At 69.3% G+C, this 19,570-nt stretch carries 14 protein-coding genes and 1 pseudogene; 12 read left to right on the top strand and 3 right to left on the bottom strand.

Translation table 11 applies throughout. The features are described from left to right. Window positions 1–48 precede the first annotated feature (48 nt). Window positions 49–2,121 (bottom strand): alpha-galactosidase, encoded by a 2,073-nt coding sequence (locus tag V2W30_RS39185; RefSeq protein ID WP_338703371.1) that lies wholly within the window; start codon window positions 2,119–2,121, stop codon window positions 49–51. A gap of 74 nt (window positions 2,122–2,195) precedes the next feature. On the opposite strand from V2W30_RS39185, the gene V2W30_RS39190 reads away from it, so the two are divergent. The 7 genes from V2W30_RS39190 to V2W30_RS39220 all read left to right on the top strand — a co-directional run bounded on the left by V2W30_RS39190 (window position 2,196) and on the right by V2W30_RS39220 (window position 11,631). Further along, window positions 2,196–3,350: an ROK family protein gene (locus V2W30_RS39190; RefSeq protein WP_338703372.1), complete on the top strand. Its 1,155-nt coding sequence runs from the start codon at window positions 2,196–2,198 to the stop codon at window positions 3,348–3,350. A 47-nt stretch (window positions 3,351–3,397) separates the two neighbouring features. Next, window positions 3,398–4,666, top strand: coding sequence for a sugar ABC transporter substrate-binding protein (locus tag V2W30_RS39195; protein WP_338703373.1), 1,269 nt, complete (start codon window positions 3,398–3,400; stop codon window positions 4,664–4,666). Window positions 4,667–4,672: 6 nt separating this feature from the next. After that, on the top strand, window positions 4,673–5,644 hold the full coding sequence (locus V2W30_RS39200) for a sugar ABC transporter permease (protein WP_338703374.1): 972 nt from the start codon (window positions 4,673–4,675) through the stop codon (window positions 5,642–5,644). Window positions 5,645–5,647: 3 nt separating this feature from the next. Continuing rightward, on the top strand, window positions 5,648–6,487 hold the full coding sequence (locus V2W30_RS39205) for a carbohydrate ABC transporter permease (RefSeq protein WP_338703375.1): 840 nt from the start codon (window positions 5,648–5,650) through the stop codon (window positions 6,485–6,487). A gap of 25 nt (window positions 6,488–6,512) precedes the next feature. After that, window positions 6,513–7,844, top strand: a complete 1,332-nt coding sequence (locus V2W30_RS39210) for a glycoside hydrolase family 27 protein (protein ID WP_338703376.1) — start codon at window positions 6,513–6,515, stop codon at window positions 7,842–7,844. An 89-nt stretch (window positions 7,845–7,933) separates the two neighbouring features. Then, window positions 7,934–10,297, top strand: coding sequence for a glycosyl hydrolase family 95 catalytic domain-containing protein (locus V2W30_RS39215; RefSeq protein WP_338703377.1), 2,364 nt, complete (start codon window positions 7,934–7,936; stop codon window positions 10,295–10,297). A 59-nt stretch (window positions 10,298–10,356) separates the two neighbouring features. After that, on the top strand, window positions 10,357–11,631 hold the full coding sequence (locus tag V2W30_RS39220) for an SGNH/GDSL hydrolase family protein (RefSeq protein WP_338703378.1): 1,275 nt from the start codon (window positions 10,357–10,359) through the stop codon (window positions 11,629–11,631). Here V2W30_RS39220 and V2W30_RS39225 read toward each other — a convergent pair. Further along, window positions 11,613–12,119 (bottom strand): GNAT family N-acetyltransferase, encoded by a 507-nt coding sequence (locus tag V2W30_RS39225; RefSeq protein WP_338703379.1) that lies wholly within the window; start codon window positions 12,117–12,119, stop codon window positions 11,613–11,615. The genes V2W30_RS39220 and V2W30_RS39225 overlap by 19 nt on opposite strands. Before the next feature lie 108 nt (window positions 12,120–12,227). Between V2W30_RS39225 and V2W30_RS39230 the strand changes: the two genes are divergently transcribed. Beyond that, window positions 12,228–12,950, top strand: a complete 723-nt coding sequence (locus tag V2W30_RS39230; protein ID WP_338703380.1) for a winged helix-turn-helix domain-containing protein — start codon at window positions 12,228–12,230, stop codon at window positions 12,948–12,950. A 195-nt stretch (window positions 12,951–13,145) separates the two neighbouring features. Further along, window positions 13,146–13,361: a DUF6199 family natural product biosynthesis protein gene (locus tag V2W30_RS39235; RefSeq protein ID WP_338703381.1), complete on the top strand. Its 216-nt coding sequence runs from the start codon at window positions 13,146–13,148 to the stop codon at window positions 13,359–13,361. 691 nt (window positions 13,362–14,052) lie between these two features. Here V2W30_RS39235 and V2W30_RS39240 read toward each other — a convergent pair. Further along, window positions 14,053–15,522 carry a hypothetical protein gene (locus V2W30_RS39240; protein ID WP_338703382.1) on the bottom strand — a complete coding sequence of 490 codons (1,470 nt, stop codon included), beginning with the start codon at window positions 15,520–15,522 and terminating at the stop codon, window positions 14,053–14,055. A 589-nt stretch (window positions 15,523–16,111) separates the two neighbouring features. On the opposite strand from V2W30_RS39240, the gene V2W30_RS39245 reads away from it, so the two are divergent. The 3 genes and pseudogenes from V2W30_RS39245 to V2W30_RS39255 all read left to right on the top strand — a co-directional run. Beyond that, the gene (locus tag V2W30_RS39245) at window positions 16,112–16,696 is read left to right on the top strand and encodes a hypothetical protein (RefSeq protein WP_338703383.1); all 585 of its coding nucleotides are present in this window, start codon (window positions 16,112–16,114) and stop codon (window positions 16,694–16,696) included. 1,006 nt (window positions 16,697–17,702) lie between these two features. After that, window positions 17,703–18,689 (top strand): aldo/keto reductase, encoded by a 987-nt coding sequence (locus tag V2W30_RS39250; protein WP_338703384.1) that lies wholly within the window; start codon window positions 17,703–17,705, stop codon window positions 18,687–18,689. Between the two features lie 393 nt (window positions 18,690–19,082). Next, window positions 19,083–19,253, top strand: a pseudogene (locus V2W30_RS39255) (PadR family transcriptional regulator); the annotation flags it as partial. Window positions 19,254–19,570 lie beyond the last annotated feature (317 nt).

Here is a 19,570-nt window from a genome sequence, read left to right on the forward strand (position 1 = left end):
ACGCACGGCGGCCCCAAGCCGCCGTCGGCTCCTGGGCGCGCCCGCGCCTCACCGCCTCACCAGCCGAACCACGGAACTCGCCCGGCCGTGCGCGTCGAGGCGCAGGGGCCACCCGTGGGTGAGGAGGTCCGCCGCGCGGTGCTCCGTGCCCGTCTCCTCGTCCGCGTAGACCTCGGCGGGGGAGAGGCCGGCCAGGCGCAGATCGCGGTCGTGGCCCCAGGCGATGACCACGACGCGGCCGTCCCGTTCGTACTGAACGGCGTCGTCGAGGCGGTACTGCCGGCCGAACTGCACCACCGGGCGGATCTCCTTGTAGAGGGCCACCAGACCCTGAGCCTCGGTGAGTTCGGCCTCGGTCCAGCGCGAGAGGTCGCCGCCGATGCCGAGCGCGCCGGCCATGGCGATGTGGAAGCGGTGGGCGAGGGGTGCCGCGCGCCCGGTGTGCGGGTTGGGGCTGTCGGTGGCCCAGGCCGACATCGTGCGTGCCGGGTAGATCTGGCTGTAGCCGTGCTGGATGTGGATGCGGTCGGTGGCGTCGGTGTTGTCCGAGATCCAGGTCTGGTCGGTGCGGGCGAGCATGCCCAGGTCCGCGCGGCCGCCACCCCCCGCGCAGCCCTCGATGCGCAGGGCCGGGTGGGTTCGGCGCAGCCGGTCGATGACCGCGTACACGCCGCGTGTGTGGTCGGTCCACAGGCGTTCGCCGTCGGGGTGGCCCGGCCAGCCGGCCTCTGTGAACGCACGATTCATGTCCCACTTGAGGAAGTCGATGGCGTACGTCGACACGAGCTGGTCGAGCCACTGGTACGCCCATGCGGAAACGTCTGGGCGGGCGAAGTTGAGGACCAACTGGTTGCGGAGTCGGGTGCGGCGGCGGTGCGGCATGTGGAGCACCCAGTCGGGGTGGGTGCGGTACAGATCGCTGTCAGGGTTGGTCATCTCCGGTTCCACCCACAGCCCGAACCGCATACCCAAGGCGCGGATCTCCTCGACGAGCGGGGCGAGTCCGTCCGGGAACCGCTCGGGTGAGGGGTGCCAGTCGCCGAGTCCCGCCCGGTCGTCGGTGCGCGCTCCGAACCAGCCGTCGTCGACGACGAACAACTCGGCACCGAGGCGCGCGGCGCGCTCGGCGAGCGCCAGCTGACCCTCCCGGGTGACGTTCCAGCCGGTCGCCTCCCAGCTGTTGTAGACGACGGGACGTGGTTCGTCGGGGCGGGGCAGCACATGCGCGGTGATGTACGCGTGCCAGCCGCGACTGGTCGCACCGAAGCCGCCTGTGCTGAACTGGCCCGCGAAGACAGGGGTTTGATGCTGCTCGCCGGGCGTGAGACGCCACGTGAGCCCGTCGTGCCCGGCGCCGCCGGTCACCGTGAGCGGGCCCCCCGTGTGGTCGCGGTGCGCGGCGATCCGCCAGCTTCCGGACCAGGCGAGGACCATGCTCCACACGTCGCCGGCCGTCTCGTCCGCGTCGCCCGCGTCGACCATCAGCCACGGGTTGCCGAAGTGCCCGGAGATGCCGCGCCGACTGGTGAAGACCGTCTCGGCGTAAGGGGCTTCGGTGCGGCGCAGTTGCGTCTCGCCCGACCACTGGCCGACGGTGTGGCTCAGACGCACCCCGGACGCGGCGGGCACGGACCAGGCGGCGGCGTCGCAGCGCAGCACGTCGATCGGGTCGTCGGCGTGGTCGCCCGTCCCCAAGTGGCGCAAGGTCAGGGAGCGTTCGATGACGTCGCTGTCCTGGTGGACGCGGTAGTGGAGGGTGCAGCTGAGCGGGTAGTGGCGGTCCCGCAGCCGCACCCACAGCTGTTCGCCGCCGAGCTCGTGGCCCTCGTACTCCCATTCGACGCCGCGTGCGCCGGTCGCGTACCGCACGAGGAGCGACGGCACACCGAACCGCGCCCCGCCCTCAACTCCCAGTTCCTCACCGCTGGTCGACGCGAAACTGCTGGTGACGCCGTCGTGCACCGGAAGACTGGCTGCCTGGCCGAGTGTGAGTGGAGCCCCCCAGTGCAGATGGTGGGGGACGTCGTCGGCGCCGATGCGCAGGGCGTAGGACGAGGCGGGGGTGGTGAGCAGGAACGTGCGGCTGGCGGCGTCGAAGGCCACCGAGGACACCTGTGACATGGGCACGGAGCCTAGGCGTCATTTCCTTGAATTTAAATATTGACGAAGGAAATTAATGCCTCTACGTTTCCCCCATGTTGCTGAACCGAGCAGTGCTGCTCGCGTCTCCTGCGGCCAACACGGTGTTCACCACGGTGCTCACCCGTGGACCGGTGGCCCGCCCGGAGATCGCCCGGATCACCGGGCTGTCCTCGGCCGCCGTCACCAAGGCGGCCAAGCCGATGATCGAGGCCGGCTACCTGGAGGAACTGACGCGGGCGGAGCGGACCGTGGAGGGGGCCGGGCGCCCGGCCCACCCCCTCGCGGTCTGCGCGGATCGCGAGTTCTTCGTCGGAGTGAAGGTCACCGCGGACGAACTCATCGGCGTCGTCACCGACTTGAGGGCGCAGGTCCGCGCCGCCCACCGGGTGCCCGTGACCGATCGCGGCGTCGACCAGGTCGTGGCCGGCATCGCCGCGCTCGTACGGGAGGTGTCCGCCGCATACAGCGGACGCACCCACCACATCGGGGTGTCCGTGTCCGGTGACGTCGACCGGGCGGGCGGCCGGGTGCGCTACTCGCCCTTCCTGGGCTGGCGCGACGTCCCGCTCGCCGAACTCGTCGGCCGGGCGACCGGATCGACGGTGACGGTCGAGAACGACGTCAAGGCGCTGACCGTCGCCGAGCAATGGTTCGGCGAAGGCGTGGGCACGGACTCCTTCGCTCTGGCCACCGTCGGCGTCGGCATCGGCTGCGGCCTGGTGGTCAACGGTCGCCTGGTGGCGGGCGGTTACGGGGTGGCGGGGGAGATCGGGCACATTCCGGTGGCCGCCGGTGACGGACCCGCGTGCCACTGCGGCGGGCGGGGCTGCGTCGAGGCCATCGCCTCCGAGGAAGCCATCGTCACCCGCGCTCGCCGGGCGGCGGACGATCCGCACCTCGACATGGCCGGGGCCATCGACCGTGCCCACGGCGGGGACGCGGCCGTGCGTGCCGTGTTCGCCGAGGCGGGTCAGGCGATCGGCCTCGGCCTCGCCGCCATGGTCAACCTCATGGGTCCCGAACGCGTCGTCGTCTCCGGCGAGGGCCTGGCCGCGTACGACCTCTTCGAAGAACAGATCCGGGCCGCCTTCACCGCGCAGGCGTTCGGTGCCGCTGCCCGCTGCCCGCTCGTCGTGCGCCCGCTGCCCTGGGAGGAATGGGCGCGCGGCGCGGCCGCCGTCGGCATCCAGTCCCTCTTCACCGCCTGACCCCGCCGCTCGCCCGCAGCCCCTCCGCTCCCTGGAAGGACCTCGTCATGTCTGCCCACTCCGCCCTGTCCCGCCGAGGACTCCTCGGTACGTCCCTGCTGTTCGTCGCCGGTTCCGTCGTCGCCTGCTCCAGCAACCCACAGGAGGCCGCACAGGCCAAGGGCGCGAAGATCACCCTCACGCAGTGGTACCACCAGTACGGGGAGGAGGGGACCCAGGCCGCGGTCAAGCGGTACGCCGAGCAGTACACCAAGGCCCACCCGGACGTCGCCGTCAACGTCGTCTGGGGTGCCGACACGTCCCAGTACGAGACCAAGCTGAACGCCGCACTGCTCGGGGCCGACGCCCCCGACCTCTTCGAACTCGGCGACTTCCGGGCCGAGATGGCCCGCAAAGGGCAACTCGAACCGCTCGACGACGTCTACGGCGCGGCCAAGGACGGCTTCAACCGGGCCGACCTCGACTACCTGACCGTCGACGGAAAGCTCTACGGCATCAAAACCATCGACGACGTCATGGTGCTCTACTACCGCAAGTCGCTGCTGAAGAAGGCGGGTGTCACCCCGCCCACCACGTTCACCGAACTCGTCGACGCAGCCAAGGAGTTGACGTCCGGCGACGTCAAAGGCCTGTTCATAGGCAATGACGGCATCGGCGACAGCCCCTACCTGCTCGCCTGGTCGCAGGGCAAGGACCTGATCGACGGGAAGAAGGTCGTCTACGCCGACGCCGCCCGGTCCATCGGCGGCCTGCACGACCTGCACGCCGACAAATCGGTCCTGCTCGGCTTCACCACCGACTGGTACGACGCCGGCGCGTTCACCCAGGGCGCCGCCGCCATGCAGTGGTGCGGCCTGTGGGCCCTGCCCACCATCGAGAAGGCGCTCGGCGACGACTTCGGCGTCATGCCCTGGCCCGCCTACGACACCACCGGCAGACCTGTCGCCCGCCTCGGCGGCTGGACCCAGGCCGTGAACGCGAAGAGCAGGTACAAGGACGAGGCCAAGAAGTACCTCCGGTGGCTGTGGATCCAGCAGGCCGACCTCCAGATCGACTGGGCCGTCAAGTACGGCTTCCACGTACCGCCGCAGACCCACGTCGCCGCGAGAACACCTGAGTTGGCGAAGGGAGCGGCCAAGGACGCCGTCACCATCGGCACCAAGAACGGCATCTCCTTCCCGGCCGAATGGACCCAGGCCATGCAGGCCGGGTTCATCGCCGCCGCCGCCGACATAGCCAAGGGCGCGGCACCCGCGAAGACCCTGGAGAAGGCCCAGTCCAAGGCCCAGTCGGACCTCGACAAGCAGATGGGCTGACCCGCCATGACCGTCACCGGCACCCGGCCCCTGGACCAGGCCCGCCCGGCACCCGCCGCGACACCGCGGCGCAGACGACTGAGCGAACGGCAGTCCAAGGCCCTCGCGTTCGCCGTGCTGACCGCGCCGATGCTGATCGGCCTGGGCGTCTTCCGCTACGTCGCCATCGCCTGGAGCTTCCTGCTCAGCTTCAGCGAGGCCCGCCGCACCATCTCCCTCGGTGACTGGGTCGGCCTGGCCAACTACCGGCAACTGCTCGGCGACGAACGCTTCCGCGACTCACTGACGATGATCGTGCTGTTCACCGCCCTCATCGTGCCGGTCACCTTCGCCGCCTCTCTGGGACTAGCCGTCCTCGTCAACCGGATCCGGCGCGGCCGGGCCTTCTTCCGCACCGCGTTCCTGCTGCCGGCCGCCGTCAGTTACGTAGCCGCCGCCATGCTCTGGAAGATGGCCCTGTTCAGCGGAGTCCCCTCCGGACTCGCGAACACCCTCGGCGCCCTGTTCGGCGCCGAAGCCACCCCCTGGATCCAGACCACGAGCCCACCCCTGTACTGGATCGTCCTGGTCACACTGCGCCTGTGGCTCCAGGTCGGGCTCTACATGATCCTGTTCATCGCCGGCCTGCAATCCGTCCCACCCCAGTTGTACGAGGCCGCGGCCCTGGACGGCGCGGGCCCCTGGCGTACCTTCCGCAGCGTCACCTTCCCCATGCTGCGCAGCACCTCGGTCGCCATCCTGCTGCTGATGCTCATCGCCGCCCTCCAGGCGTTCGACGAGTTCTACGCGATCTTCTCCACCGGCGCCTCGCTCGGCAGCGAACCCGTGCGCACCCCCCTCATGCACCTGTACGGGGTCGCGCTCCAGGACCAGGACTACGGAGTCGGCTCGGCCGGCGCCTTCCTGCTGACGCTGCTGATCGTGCTGGTCACACTGCTCCAGGGCCGGATCCTCGGATTCGCCCGGAACAAGGACTGAACCATGAACCGATACCGAGGCACGCTCGCCGGATCCCTCGCCACGTACACGATCCTGTGTCTGCTGGCCGTGGTCTTCCTCGTCCCGTTCTACGTCCTGCTGCGCAACGCCTTCATGACGACGCCCGAGATCACCGCCACCGACTGGCACTGGCTGCCCTCGGCCCTGCGCGGGGACAACTTCACCGCTCTGTTCGACAACCCGGAGCGCCCCTTCGGCCGCTCGCTCGTCAACTCGCTCGTGATCGCCGTCATCACGGCGCCCGTGTCCACCCTGCTCGCCTCCATGGCCGGGTACGCCCTGGCCCGGATCGCCGTCCCGGGGCGCGGCGTCGTCCTCGCGCTCATCGTCGGCACCCTGATGATCCCGCAGGCCGTGACGTTCCTGCCGACGTTCGTGGTGGTCGGCTCCATGGGCGGCGTCAACACCATGTGGGGGCTGCTCGCCCCCGGCCTGTTCAACGCCTTCGCCGTCGTGCTCTTCCGCAGCTTCTACGTGTCCTTCCCCGCCGAGATCGAAGAGGCGGGCCGGCTCGACGGGCTCAGCCACCTCGGCGTCTACGGGCGGATCATTCTGCCGAACTCGCTCACGATGATCGCCTCGCTGGGGGCCCTCTCCTTCATCGAGGCGTGGAACTCCTTCCTGTGGCCGCTCATGATCGGCCAGGACCCGAACAGCTGGACCGTACAGATCGCCCTCTCCAGCTTCCTGACGTCGCAGACCGTCGATCTGCCCGAGTTGTTCGCCGGCACGGCCGTCGCGATCCTCCCGCTCGTGGTGATGTTCCTGGTCGCGCAGCGCCACATCGTCCAGGGCATCGCGATGTCCGGCCTGAAGTCGTAACTCCCCCTTTCCTGGAGGCACTTCCGTGAGAACCCGCACCCGCCGCGCCGCTCTCCTCGCCGCCTGCGCGCTGCCCCTGAGCCTCGCCCTGCCGTCCGCCACCGCCGAGGCGAGAACGCCGTACGTCAAGCCCTTCATGGGCTGGAGCAGCTGGAGCGTGGAGTCCTCCTCGCGTGAGGGCTACGGCACCCACTGGCTGAACGAGGGCAACATCAAGAACGCCGCCGACTCCCTCAGCGGCAAGCTGTCCTCGGCCGGATACAAGTACCTCAACATCGACGCCGGCTGGAACTTCACCTACGACTGGACCTATCACTCCGACGCCCACGGCATCCCCGACGCCGACAAGGAGCGCTTCCCCAGCGGCATGCCCGCCCTGGCCGACTACGTCCACGGCAAGGGCCTCAAGTTCGGACTGTACGGGGCAGCCGGCCTCGAGAAGGAGGTCTATGACAAGGACGCCCCGATCCTCGGCACCGACTGCACGGCGCAGGACATCGCGGTCAAGCCGCTGACCCCCACCAACAAGTGGGGCGGCAGTTGGAAGATCGACTACGCGAACCCCTGCGCCCAGGACTACATCGACTCGATCGTCGCCCGGCTCGCTTCGTGGGGCGTCGACTTCATCAAGATCGACGGCGTGACGAAGGACAACGTCGAGGACATCAAGGCCTGGTCCACGGCCATCGACCACAGCGGCCGCGGGATGTGGCTCACCGCCAGCGCCTGGCCCGTGGACATCGAGGCCGCCGACGGCCTGACGCCGTACGCCAACGGCGTCCGCGTCGACACCGACGTCGAGTGCTACTGCGACACCACCAGCACCTGGACCAGCTCCGTCGACGACCGCTGGAACGACCTGCCCCGGTGGCTCGACAAGCTCGACGCCCCGCACTACCTGCCCGACCTCGACTCCATGCCGATCAACAACAACACCGGCAGCGGCCTCCAGGACGGTATCGACGACACCGAGCGGCAGAGCGTCATGACGTTCTGGTCGATGGCGTCCTCCCCCCTGTACGTCGGCGGGGACATCTGGTTCCTGGACGACCGGGCCAAGGCGATCCTCACCAACCCCGAGGTCATCGCCGTCGATCAGGCGGCCGTGCTGCCGCGGCAGATACAGGCCGGCGACCGGCAGGTGTGGACCAAGACCGTGGGCCATGACACCTACCTGGCCGTGTACAACATGGGTTCCACGGCCGCCGACATCACCGTGAACCTCGCCGACCTCGGCCTGCACGGCCCGCAGCAACTGCGGGACCTCGTCGCCCGCAAGAACCTCGGCACCGCCAAGCGGTCGTGGACGGCACCGTCCGTGCCCGCCCACGGATCCCGGCTGATCAAGCTGTCGTAACCGGCACGGCCGCACCGCCCCAGCAGGCCCGGGCCCCGCGCGGCCGCCGCGCAGGGCCCGCTCGTCGTCGTACGGAAGGACCCCCGCACATGAGCACCGGACCGTCCCGCCGCACCGCCCTCGGCCTCGGCGCCGCCCTCGCCCTGAGCACCGTGCCCGCCTTCACCGCCCACGCCGCACCCGGCCGCCCCACCACCTCCCCGCTCGTCCCCGCCGACGAGGCGACCACCCTGTGGTACCCCGAGCCCGCTGACGAGGACCTCCTCATCGAACAGGGCCTGCCGCTGGGCAACGGCCGCCTCGGCGCCCTCGTCGGCGGCGACCCCGCCCGTGAGATCCTCCACGTCACCGACGCCTCGCTGTGGACGGGCGGCGCCAACGACACACTCGACAGCGACGGCCAGTTCCCCTACGGACGCGACGACTTCGGCAGCATGACGCTGCTCACCCGCGCCATCCTGAGCCTGCCCGGCCACGACCGCGCGGCCGTCAGCGGCTACCGGCGCACCCTCGACCTGAGCAACGGCCTGGTCACCACCACGTACACCAAGGACAAGGTCCGCCACGTCCGGGAGATGTTCGTCAGCGCCCCCGACGACGCCCTTGTCATCAGGCTCCGCCAGGCCGGCGGCGCCCCTCTCACCGGCAGCCTCGTCCTGTCCGGCACCCACGGCGAGACCACCACCGCGGACACCGTCCGCCACCTCGCCTCCTTCGTCGGCACCTTCGGCAACGACCTGCGCTACGCGGCCGCTGTCACCGCCGCCGCGACGGGCGGCACGGTGAGCGCCTCCGGCTCCCGCGTCACGTTCACCGGATGCTCCGAGGTCGTCATCGTGCTCAGTGGCGGCACCGACTACGCGCCCGACCACGCCACCGGCTACCGCGACCCGGACGCCGACCCACTGCGCCTGGCCCAGGCCAAGGTCCTGGCCGCGAGCGCCAGTGCGGGCGAGACCCTGCGCGACACACACGTCGCCGACTACCGCTCCCGCTACGACCGGTTCAGCCTCGACCTGGGCGCCTCCACCGGCCGCCAGCGCCGACTCGACACCTGGTCCCGGCTGGCCGCCCGAGCCGCCGACAAGGCCACCCCCGACCCCGAACTGGAGGCCAGTTACCTGCACTTCGGGCGCTATCTGGCCCTGTGCGGCTCCCGCGACAGCCTCCCCATGGGCCTGCAAGGGCTGTGGCTGGAGGGCAACACGCCGGACTGGATGGGCGACTACCACACCGACATCAACATCCAGATGAACTACTGGCTCCCCGACCGGGCCGGCATCGAGGACGCCTTCGACGCCTTCGCCGACTACTGCCTCGCCCAACTGCCCGCCTGGAGCAAGGTCACCCAAGAACAGTTCAACGACCCGCGCAACCGCTTCCGCAACACCTCGGGCAAGGTCGCCGGATGGACCGTCGCCATCTCCACCAACCCTTACGGAGGCGGCGGCTGGTGGTGGCACCCCGCCGGCAACGCCTGGCTGTGCGCATCCCTTTTCGAGCACTACGAGTTCACCCAGGACACCGCCTACCTCGCCCGCATCCACCCCCTCCTCAAAGGCGCCTGCGCCTTCTGGGAAGCACGGCTGCTCACCATCACGGTCGACGGCCACGAGGTCCTCGTCGACGACCACGACTGGTCACCCGAGCACGGACCGCAGGACGCGCGCGGCATCACCTACACCCAAGAACTCCTGTGGTCCCTCTTCGGCCAGTACGAACAGGCGTGCCGCATCCTCGGACGGGACAGCGAACACGCAGCCGCCATAGGGGAGTTGCGGAAGCGCCTCTACCTTCCGCGGGTCAGCGCGACGTCCGGCTGGCTGGAGGAGTGGATGAGCGAGGACAACCTGGGCGAGACGACCCACCGCCACCTCTCCCCGCTCGTCGGCCTGTTCCCCGGCGACCGGATCCGGCCCGATGCCGGCGACCCCGCCACCCTCAAGGGCGCCACCGCGCTCCTGACCGCGCGCGGCATGGAGAGCTACGGATGGGCATGCGCCTGGCGGGCGGCATGCTGGGCACGCCTGAAGGACGCGGAAAAGGCCTACCAGTTGCTGCTGACGAACCTGCGGCCGTGGGCGGGCGCCGACACCGGCACCGCCATGAACTTCTTCGACATGTACCGGGTCTCCGACACCCGCGCGATCTTCCAGATCGACGCCAACCTCGGCACCCCCGCCGCCATGCTCGAAATGCTCCTCTACTCCCGCCCCGGCCACATCGAACTGCTCCCTGCCCTGCCCGAAGCCTGGGCCGCGTCCGGATCGCTGAAGGGCGCCGGGGCACGCGGCGGCTTCACCGTCGACATGACCTGGGAACAAGGCCGTGTACGCCGGGCGACGCTGCACAGCACCGGCGGCCGCACGACCACGGTCACCGCGGGCGGCCGCACCACCACCGTCACCCTGCGCCCCGGGCAGTCGGCGGAACTGAACGCCCTCGTCGGCTGACCGCAGCCGCGCGACGCACGCGCCGAACCGATCCCCGACACCAGCGGAGGCCCCCGTCCATGCCCCACGACCGCCAAGGCCACAGCAGCAGACACACCCGCCGCGGACGCTCCCTGCGGACCCTGTTCGCAGCGCTGACAGCGTTCGCCGTCGCGGCCGCCGGCGCGATCACCGCGCACGCGACCACGCCGCAGGAGCAGACGACGGGCACCCGGGTGAGCGCCTGGTCGCCGGGCATGACCACCGGCGGCCCGTCCTTCGAGAACCGGACCATCCGGATGGTGGTGCACAGCAGCGTCGCGGGCTCCGAGGCACGGATCACCCTCTCGAACCGCTACAGCCCCCAGCCACTGCGCGTCGCCGTCGCCGACGTGGCCGTGCAGGCCGGTGGCGGCGCCGCCGAACCGGGCACCGTCCACCACCTCACGTTCGGTGGCGCCGCACAGACCACGATCCCGGCCGGCGCGGAACGGTTCAGCGACACCGTCCCGCTCGCGGTCGAGGCCGGCCAGAACCTGCTCGTCACCCTCTACCTGCCCGAGTCCACGGGCCCGTCGACCTGGCACTCCGACGCGTTCGACACCACCTACATCGCCACCGGCGACCACACCGGCGACACCGGCGCTGCCGCGTTCACGACGACCACGACCTCCTGGTACTACCTGGCGGGCCTCGACGTCCTGTCCCCGACGGCCAAGGGCACCGTCGTCGCGTTCGGCGACTCCATCACCGACGGCTACCACTCCACGACCGGCACCTACACCCGTTGGCCCGACTTCCTCGCGACCCGGCTGGCCGCCGCGCCCGGACCGCAGCGCCTCAGCGTGGTCGACGCCGGCATCGGCGGCAACCGGGTCCTGACCGACGTACCCAATCCCTGGCAGGGCGTCAGCGCCCTCAAACGTTTCCGTCACGACGCCCTCGGCCGGCCAGGCGTCAAGGACGTGATCCTCTTGGAGGGCATCAACGACATCGGCAACGACGCGGGACCCGACGGCGGCGCCCTCACCACGCAGCACCTGGTCGAGGGCTACCGCACCTTGATCGACCAGGCGCACGCCGTCCACGTCCGCGTCATCGGCGCGACCCTGATGCCCTTCAAGGGCAACGGCTACTACACGCCCGCCGCCGAGGAGATCCGCCGCAGCGCCAACACCTGGATCCGGACCAGCGGCGCCTTCGACGGCGTCATCGACTTCGACCGGGCAATGCGCGATCCGGCCGACCCCGCGGCCCTCCACCCGGACTTCGATTCGGGCGATCACATCCATCCCGACGACGCGGGCATGCGGGCGATGGCCGACGCCGTGGATCTTCACCTCCTGCACCGGTGAGCGTTGTCCGCAGTCGATGCGGTGAGTTCTTTGGTCATGAAGACGCGGCTGGTGCCCGGCGGATCGCAGGGCACCTCTCCCAGCCGCTGCCACCCGTGCTTCTGGTAAACGCCGGGAGCCTGGAAGGTGATGGTGTAGAGCACGGCCGTGCGGCAGCCACGGGCACGGCTCTCATCCTCGGCCTGCCGGAGTATCTCCGTTCCCAGCCCGCTGCCACGCAGCCGGGGCGGCAGGTAGAAGAGGTCGAGGAAGAACAGCCCGAGCGAGGTACGCCCGGTCAGTCCACCGACCACCTGGCGCGTCTCGGGATCATGGACCAGGACGGCCAGAGGTCTGCGGTCGGCGATTCCTGTGTGGTCGATGTTGAAGCGGTCCAGCGCGTCGGAGATCACCGCAACGTCTTCCGGGGTGGGGGCGTCGGTGAGCACCCAGTCCGTCTGAGGTTTGGGCTGGTGGGAGATGGTGACAGCAGCGTCGGACGCGGTCATGGTTGCTCCAGTACGTGAGCGGATGCGAGTGCTGGGCCGGTGAAATTGGCCACGAGCCGACGCTAGGACGGGGACGCTTCGACGGACGTCGAAGGGACGTCGCCGACCATGGGCACCGTGGACATTCAGCGCGCAGGGCAGGATGTGGGTGTGGACCTCGCGGGCGTGGCCAGACTGGTGGCCGACGGCACCCGGGCCGCCTTCTGCCTCGCGCTGCTCGACGGCCGGGCATGGACGGCGAACGAGCTCGCGCGCTACGCCGGAGTCGCACCGTCCACCGCGACCTCGCACCTGAACCTGCTCGTGGACGGCGGACTCCTCGTCGAGGAGCGCCACGGACGCCACCGCTACGTACGGGTGGCCGACCGCAGAGTGATCGAACTGATCGAGAGCCTTGCCGCGCTGGCCCCGCAGCACAGCGCCCCACCACGCTCGCTGTCGGCCTCCGGCCGGCAGCAGGCACTGGCCCGCGCCCGGCTGTGCTACGACCACCTGGCCGGAACCACCGCACTGGCCATCACCGACGCAATGGTCGAACGCGGACTCCTGGAGTGGGGATCCGAGCCGGGCCGGACTTGCAAGGGCGCCCTCTGGCTTGCCGAGGTCGGCATCACGGTACCCGCCGGCTCCCGCCGGCCACCGGTGCGCGCATGCCTCGACTGGACCGAGCGCCGTCCCCACCTGGCCGGCGCGGTGGGTGCCGCCCTGTCCGCCCACGCACTCGCCACCGGGTGGATGACGCGCATCGGAACCAGCCGCGCCCTCCTCGTGACACCCGCCGGCAGCCGGGCACTGCACGACCACCTCGGCCTGCCACCAGCTGAACTCTGATCCTGAACCGGACCTGCCCCGGCCACACCGAGGACGCGTGATCAAGCCGGGCGAACAGGACTCTCCCCGGGGCTCTGAGGCCCGATTACCCTCGCCGCTCGCCGGCTCCCTGCGTGCGCGGCTTGTTTGCCCTGGGCGGGGGCACCCGATCTGGCGGAAGACGCGCCTGCCGGAAGTCCAGGTGAGGGGAACGAAGTGATCGTCGTAGTGCTGTGCTTCTTTGTAGTGGTGGGGCTCATTCAGGTGTTCAGTCCACAGTTGCTGTGGAAGGCCAACCGTCCGCTCCAGCGTCCGTTCGTGAAGGACTACGACGCCACCGAACCGACCAAGGCGGGCTACACGATGTCCCGGGCCGTGGGAGTGGTCTTCCTGGCCATGGCGACATGGATGCTCGTCACACACGTCACCTGACCCCACCTGACAGGGCCTTGATGGCCACGGCCTACGTCGCTCTACAACAGGACTGCTGATGGCTGATGGCCGTGGTCCAGGGCATACGGGACTACATGGCAGAGGGCGGCGACCCGTGTATGCGGGGGAGGACCCCACCTTGTTCCTGCCAGCGGAACTCTTCACCAGTGCCGGCAGAGGCCAAAGCCTGGCCGACCCCCGCTATAAGGAAACCGGCCCAGGCGGCGGGCCATGGACCTGGAGCGAGGGCAACTGCGACTTCGACGCGGCCCCATTGCTGTACCACTGCCACTGCCACGCGCAGCCCCTGCTCCTCAGTCCGCATCGCCTGGCGAGCCAACAGATCAACGAGAACGTCGTCTCTGCCCGCAGCGGCGCCACTCGGAAGCCGCCGCCCCCATACGAGCCGGCCGTGCTGCGCGCCTCCTGAAACCTCCCACCGCACCCCCTACCGAGGCCGCGGCCGCTACAAGGCTGCGCACTCAAGGTGCCCGCCCACGCCGGGAGGCGGCCCCGCGGCCTCTCCTCGTGCGCAGATCAGCGTCGTTCGACCCTGGAGCCGCTGTCGCCGAGGGCGGCGGCGGTCCCCAATGTCCGTACGACTGAACAACGGCAGGCCACAGACAAGATCAACAAGCACATCAGCAGCTACGCCATACCGGGACCTGCGGCGCCATCGGGTTCAAGGGGGTCAGCAGCTTGGTGCGCGGTGTGCAAGTCCGACCGTGTGCTCGGCGGGCTGCCAGCGGTGCTTCGTGCTGCTCCAGAACAGCATGGTTCCCTTCCAGATGACCGGTAGTGGATCGGCCGCCGCCTTGTGGAGCTCACCGCTGATCCGGCGCAGGCTGTCGTTCGCATGGGAGACGAGGTCGGCCTTCTGCTGGTCGAAGCCCCTTTCGAGGACCACAGCCGGGTTGTGACGAGTCCTGTCCTTGCGTAGATAGCAGGCTTCCGCACCCGCATGGCCACTGTTGTTGGGGCGAGCGGCGGACCCGTTCTTCCCCCAGCCTTCGTGCGCCCGTACTGCTTGAGTCAGCGCGCTGACGGGCTTTCCGCGCCGCTGGTTGAGTGTGAACCAGTTGATCTTTTTTCCGCGATGGTCCGGGTCCGGATGCTTGGTCGCGGAGGACTTGAACAGGTTCGGGTTGAACAGACCCGTCATCTTCACGGTGACCTTGTTATGGACCACGAACCAGAAGCCGTGGAAGGGGCCGTTGGGGTCGTTCACGTCTGCCAGGTTGAACGCCTTGCCCTCCAGGGTGCCGAGCCCGTCGGTGGGCGGGCACAGGAGTGGGGGCCGGGTGTCGCGCCGGCAGCGCGACGCGCTGAGCGCGAACCTGAACCCACCCCGGGGCAAGGCGAAGTCCTCCCTGGGCGTGCGCGGATCGGCTGAGGAACCCTCGGGAACCAGGTCGACGGTGGTTGGCTTCCACTGGCCGGCCGTCCGCGGATCAACGGACACGTGAGCGGTCTGCTGCGCGGTGCGCCCTCGGACATCGCTGACCGTCAGCCGTACGGAGAGGTCGCACAGCGCCACGATGTCCAGCGTCGGGCTGGAGGAGGTCACCGACGAGTTCGTCAGGCTGAGGTTGCCGGGGCAGTCTCCCTCCGGTGCGAAGTTCCACGTGTAGGTGTCGATCTGCCTGGGCCCGGCGGAGCCTGACGCGTCGAGGAATGCGTGCCCTGCGCGTAGTACCGGGGGGACCGGGGCGATCCTGGCCGTCAGGCCGTTGACCACCTGGTGGGTGCGCTGCTCGAACCAGCCGCCGGGGATGCTGGAGCAGTCGGGGTCCGAGGATGGGTCGATGCTCGGGGTGTCGGTCTCCGTGTAGGTGCCTACCGCCAGATAGGTGTGCGAAATCAGCTGTTGCGAGCCCGGCAGCAGGGTGACTTGGGTGGGTGCGGTGCCGTCGCCCCAGTCGACGGTCCAGGTGATGGTGCACCGTAGGCCGCCGGTGTTGATCGTCGTGAGCACGTGCCCCGAAGGCTTACCCAGCTCAACGCAGTCCGCACCGGGGCTGCAGGTGTCCGCCGCCGGTGCCGGGTCGGCCACCGCGCGTGCTTGCTCCGCCAGCGACAGGGGAACCTGCAGGACGAGAGCTGAGACCACAGCCATCGTCATGTGTGTCAGCACCGCGCGGGCGCGTCTGGTCGTCAGCATGTGAGGTCCCTGTTGGGAGACGGGCCGTTTCACCCACCCGGCGTCAGGGAGACCCTCCGCGGCCTCGGTTGCGCATCGTTTCCGCCTTGAGGTGTTGCGGGCCACTCTGCCCAGACCCAGGCGCAGGTTCCATTCGCCATTGGTCGTAATTCGCGCTGGCCGCATACCAGGAACATGGCGCATGGAGCAGGGGCGTCGACGCGTGCCTGCGCAGGTTCCGTGTGCGGATGCCGAGCACGCACTCTTGTCATGTTTGATCCAGCAGAGCGTTCCTGCGAGCGGTGAGTCGTGCCCGAGTACCACGGCACCGGCGATGAGCGGGCCCTCGTCGACCACCTGCACATCGAGTTGCGACTTCTCCTCCAGCCACTGGCTCTCGTCGGCACTGGAGGCCCCCACGACCGCATCGATCAGATGTCGCTGCTGTCTCAGGCCACCGAACGTGCTGGTGGACTGAGTTGTGAGCGAGCCGCGGATCCGCCCTGGCCCCCGTGCAACGCGGTGGTGGGAGGGGGGCAGCAGCACGAGACGACGGATACTTTCGGTTACATTGACGCCACTTTCCGTAGTCAAGCGAAAGGTCGGATACATGCGAGCGTCTTCTGCGGCAGCGGGTCTCACGGCGGTGGCGGCGGTGCTTCTCGCGCTGCCGCCGGTGTCGGCGACGGCGGCGAGTGCGGGCCCGAGGGCCGCGCAGATCGAAGTCGTAAGGTCGTCGAACGCTTATGTGGTGGTCGAGTCGTCGGGTCACCCTGTGGTCTGCCCGTCGAATGAGGTCCTGCTCGACCGGGCCCATGTGGGGGACGAGAACGGATGGACCATCTACCGCTGCGGCTCCGTCTTCATCGGCGGGACGCGGGTCCAGGTCAGTGCGCCCAAGTGGAGTGCTCCCCAGATGGAGTCGGACTCGGTCTTCACCGCGGGGGCCGGCGAGGTCTTGGTCGGTCGTAGCCACGAGGAAGACGAGCAGGGGCCCACGAGGTACGCGACCGCCACCATGACCGTGTCGGGGCGCCCCGTGCAACTGGCTTCGCCGGGGCGCCGGACCGAGTGGCAGCCTGAAAGCGTGAGCAACTTCCTGGCGATGCCGGGAGAGGTCATGGTCGGCCGTCAACACGAGGGCGACGAGAACGGGGGCACGCGGCACCTGTACGCCAAGGTCCTTGCGGGCTGATCCTGAGCGCCGGTCCGGACAGCCGCTCTGAGGGGTGGCTGCCGGGTACGGGTGCCGTCCCCTCGTGATCTCTGACGAGGGGGAGCCTGGGTCGTGCGCGGCGGCGGAGGGTGTCGGGGGAGACCCCGTACGCGGCCGCGAGCGACTCAACGGCGAGATGTTGGCGGGCGAGTTCCGCGCTGGGGAGGGGCGGTTCGCGTCGTCGGCGGTCGCGTCGCGCGCCACGCCGTGGCGGTCCAGGAGTCGATAGACCTGCTCCGCGGTCCTCGCGTGTGCGGCGGCGATCTGTCGTACGGGATCGTGGCACCAGTACCGGCGGGCGAGGTCGCCCACCGGCCAGAACCCTGCGGCCGTCAGGCGTGTTTCCAGCAGGACGGGCCAGATCCCGAACTGGGCGGCCATAACGGGAAGTTCCGTGCCCGCGAGGAAGTCCTCGGCCATCTCCCGCAAGGGGACACCGTCCTCTGGGCCGCTGCGCTTCCTCCGAGCCGCCCGCCGAATTCTGTGCGGTCGCGGTCGCGGTCGCGGTCGCGGTGTCGGGGTCTGGGTGAGAACCGGACTTTCAACCCCGAAGTGGTGGAGGTTGAGTAACTCGCTTTGTGGTGGTGTCACTTGCTGGTGCAGGGAGTGGCGTCGGGGGCGCGTGCATTGCTGCCGGCTCGGTTTCGTTTCGGCGGTGCGGGGGACGCCGGCCGTCGCCATTCGAATAGCGACGGTCGTGTTGAGCGCGAGGAGTGAGGTTTCCCCTCATCGATTCCTCGCGCGGGTGTCCTCCGTCGTGGTGGGATGCGGGAGGCCCCTCTTGACCTGGAGAATGGCGGCTGGAGCCGCCTTGGTCGGGGACGCGCCTCCCCGCACAGCGCGCAGGGGGGGGGCGAGACTGAACTCCCGGTGCCCGCTGCTGGGTTCGCTGCGGACCGGTCCACATCCGCCGAGTACGCGCGAGCCGCTGAACACCGTCCGACCTGAACCTTCCACAGCCCGCCTCGTACAAGGAGCCTCCACGATGCACACGCGAACCCTCGGCCAGGGCCTTCAGGTCTCGGCGATCGGACTGGGTTGCATGGGCATGTCCCAGAGCTACGGTCCCAACCCCGGCGACCGCGACGACAGGATCGGCGTGCTCCGTGCGGCCGTGGACCGGGGCGTTACGTTCTTCGACACGGCCGAGGTCTACGGCCCCTACGCCAACGAGGAACTGGTGGGCGAGGCACTGGCGCCGGTACGAGACCAGGTCGTCATCGCGACCAAGTTCGGCTGGCGCATCGAGGACGGCGTTTCGGCCGGCCTCGACAGCCGCCCCGAGCACATCAAGCGGGTCGCGGACGCCTCGCTGCGCCGTCTGCGTACGGACACGATCGACCTCTTCTACCAGCACCGAGTCGACCCGGACATCCCGATCGAGGAGGTCGCGGGCGCCGTCGCGGAGCTCGTACAGGCAGGAAAGGTACGGCACTTCGGCCTGTCCGAAGCGGGCGCGCGGACCATCCGACGGGCGCACGCCGTGCACCCCGTCAGCGCCGTGCAAAGCGAGTACTCCCTGTGGACCCGCGACCCCGAGCCCGAGGTGCTGCCCACGCTCGCCGAACTCGGCATCGGATTCGTTCCGTTCAGCCCGCTCGGCAAGGGCTTCCTCACCGGCACCGTCGACACCACGACCGCGTTCGCCAAGGACGACATCCGTACCACCATCCCCCGGTTCGACGAGGACAACCTCGCGGCCAACCAGGCCCTCGTCGACCACGTCGCAACGCTCGCCCACACCCATGGCGCCACCCCGGGCCAGGTCGCCCTGGCGTGGCTGCTCGCCCAGCAGACCTGGATCGCCCCGATCCCCGGAACCCGCAGGGTCGAGCGCCTGGATGAGAACGCCGGCGCCACGCAGGTCGCCCTGTCCGCCGATGACATCGCCGACCTCGACGCCACCGCGGCCCGCATCGGCGTGCACGGCGACCGCTACAACGAGATGCACCTGGGCCTCGTGGGCAAGTAGGCCGACCGCATCTCGACGAAAGCGCCGCGCCGCTCTTGAAACCAGCAAAGCAGTACCGGCGACTGGGATTGATGACAGACGGCTGTGCATGTCCTGCTCAAGCCGCTGCGCATCGTTCCTAGGTCTTCCACCTACCCCTCGGTCCCCGCAAGGGTTCCGGGTGACTGGATGCGTGGAACACCGAGTCCGGAGAAATGACCTCGCGGGCTAGCACCTCGTTGCCGGTATTGAGGAACTCGACGAAGCGGCGCGCCACTGACCCGCTGGACTGTGGCGACATCCTGCTGTGCCTCTCCAAAGACGGTGTGGACGCCTGCGACCGCAACATCGAATCGATGTTTACATCGATTCGTTGTTCACATCGATTCGCTGCGGTCGTGTGAGGAGGGACTCATGCTGGAACTCGCGATACTCGGCTTCCTGGCCGAGGCCTCCTTGCCCGGACACGAGCTGCGCCGCCGGTTCTCACAGCTGACCGGTTATACACGGCCGGTCAGCGACGGGACCCTGTATCCAGCGATCAATCGCCAGACCAAGGCGGGCTTGATCGAGCGGCACGCCGACCCGGCCGGCGGGGCGGCCCGCTACATGCTCAGCCTGACCGTGACCGGACAGGCCGACATGCTTCAGCGCCTGCGCAAGCCCGCCGACCATAAGATCACCGACTTCACCCGGTTCTACGTCGTCCTGGCCTTCCTCTCTCACCTGCCCGACGTGGCCGAACAACACGCAGTGCTGCGCAGACGGCTGACGTTCCTGGAAGAACCGGCGAGCTTCTTCTACGACAACGACCAGCCTCTGCGCGCCGAGGAAGTCACCGACCCCTACCGGCGCGGCATGCTGATCACCGCCCGCGCCACCAGCCGCGCCGAACGGACCTG

It is taken from the genome of Streptomyces sp. Q6 (assembly GCF_036967205.1).
GTDB classification, from domain to species: Bacteria; Actinomycetota; Actinomycetes; order Streptomycetales; family Streptomycetaceae; genus Streptomyces; species Streptomyces citrinus.